This is a genomic window from Streptomyces sp. NPDC002669, from assembly GCF_042889165.1.
In the GTDB taxonomy this organism is placed as follows: domain Bacteria; phylum Actinomycetota; class Actinomycetes; order Streptomycetales; family Streptomycetaceae; genus Streptomyces.
In genome coordinates this window covers 1-1771 of the sequence record NZ_JBIAQQ010000079.1, presented here as the reverse complement: position 1 = coordinate 1771, position 1771 = coordinate 1, and the positions used below count along the sequence as shown (strand labels likewise).

At 69.4% G+C, this 1771-nt stretch carries 2 protein-coding genes; both read right to left on the bottom strand.

Going from position 1 to position 1771, the window contains the following annotated elements; all coding sequences use genetic code 11:
* A partial coding sequence (locus tag ACFYW1_RS39000; protein ID WP_389004584.1) for an adenosylhomocysteinase occupies positions 1 to 722 on the bottom strand: 722 nt, incomplete at its 3' end.
* Positions 700 to 1662 carry a methylenetetrahydrofolate reductase [NAD(P)H] gene (gene metF, locus ACFYW1_RS38995; RefSeq protein WP_389004582.1) on the bottom strand — a complete coding sequence of 321 codons (963 nt, stop codon included), beginning with the start codon at positions 1660 to 1662 and terminating at the stop codon, positions 700 to 702. The genes metF and ACFYW1_RS39000, both read right to left, overlap by 23 nt.
* Positions 1663 to 1771 lie beyond the last annotated feature (109 nt).

Below are 1771 nucleotides of genomic sequence, written 5' to 3'. Positions count from 1 at the left end.
CCGTCGATCAGCGAGTGACGGCAGCCGTACTTGTTGTCGAACTTCGACTTCGTCACCGCGTCGTTCACGTTGATCGCCGGGAACAGCAGCGTGCCCTCACGGTGCATCTCGTACAGCCGGTGCACACCCGTCGTCGTCTCCTCCGTGACACCACGGATCTCCGACGCCAGCCGGGTCCAGTCGAGAGTGGAGCGGCCCAGGAGTTCCAGCACGACACGGAGTTCGTCGTTCTCCGCGGTGGAGGGATCCGGGACGGCACCGGCCTTCTCGAACTCGACGCCCTTGTGGACGAGGAGGGTGGCGTCACCACCGTCGTCGAGGATCATGTTCGGGCCCGAGTGCCCCGGCCAGGTGAGGGCCTGCTCGGTGCACCACCAGTACTCCTCCAGCGTCTCGCCCTTCCAGGCGAAGACCGGGATGCCGGCGGCTGCGATGGCCGCTGCGGCGTGGTCCTGGGTGGAGAAGATGTTGCAGGACACCCAGCGGACCTCGGCGCCGAGGGCGACCAGGGTCTCGATCAGCACGGCCGTCTGCACGGTCATGTGCAGCGAACCGGTGATACGGGCACCGGCCAGCGGCTGCGCGGCGGCGTACTCCTTGCGGATCGACATCAGACCGGGCATCTCGTGCTCGGCCAGGGTGATCTCCTTGCGGCCGAACTCGGCCAGGGAGAGGTCCGCGACCTTGAAGTCCGTGAAGTCAGCGGGCGGCTGCGAGGGCATGTGCGCTCCTTGTGCTCTGGGTGCTGGTGCTCTGGGTGCTCTGCGTGTTCCGGGCAGTGCGGGTGTCGCGGGTGCTCTGAATGTTCCGGTGGATCTCCAGCGTCGCGGTGGACCGGTTGAGCGTGATGTAGTGCAGTCCGGGAGCGCCTTCGGCGAGCAGGCGGTCGGCCATGGCGGTGGCGTACTCCACACCGATGCGGTGCCCGTCGGCCGGGTTGTCGCGGGCGGCGTCCAGGCGCCGGGCGAGGCCGTCGGGGAAGGTGGCGTTGCTGAGTTCGGCGAAGCGGCCGATCTGCCGTACGTCGGTCGCCGGCATGATCTCGGGAATGATCGGTGTGTCGCAGCCCTCGGCGGCGACCCGGTCCCGCAGGCGCAGGTAGTCCTCGACCCGGAAGAACATCTGGGTGATGGCGTAGTCGGCGCCCGCGCGGCACTTGGCGACGAAGTGCCGGATGTCGTCCGCCCAGTCCGCCGAGCGCGGATGCCGTTCGGGGAAGGCGGCCACACCCACGCTGAAGTCGCCCGACCGGCGTACCAGCGAGACGAGTTCGTGGGCGTGGGTGAAGCCCTCGGGGTGCGGGACCCAGGGGGCGGAGGGGTCGCCCGGCGGGTCGCCGCGCAGGGCGAGCACGTCGCGCACCCCCGCGTCCGCGTACTGGCCGATGATGTGGCGCAGTTCGGCGGTGGAGTGGCCCACCGCCGTCAGGTGCGCGACCGGCCGCAGTGTGGTCTCGGCGGCTATGCGCTTGGTGACCTCGACGGTGCGGTCCCGGGACGTGCCGCCCGCACCGTAGGTGACCGAGACGAACGTCGGGGACAGGGCCTCGATCCGGCGGATCGCCTCCCACAGCGTGCGGGTGCCGGCCGCCGTCCTCGGCGGGAAGAACTCGAAGGAGAACGAGGGCGTACCGCTCGCCAGGAGTTCGGGCAGTGTGGTCATGGCCGACGGCCTCCCGCGTTGAAGTATTTGGCCTCGGGGTGGTGGATGACGATCGCGTCGGTGGACTGTTCGGGGTGGAGCTGGAACTCTTCGGAGAGGTGGACCCCGA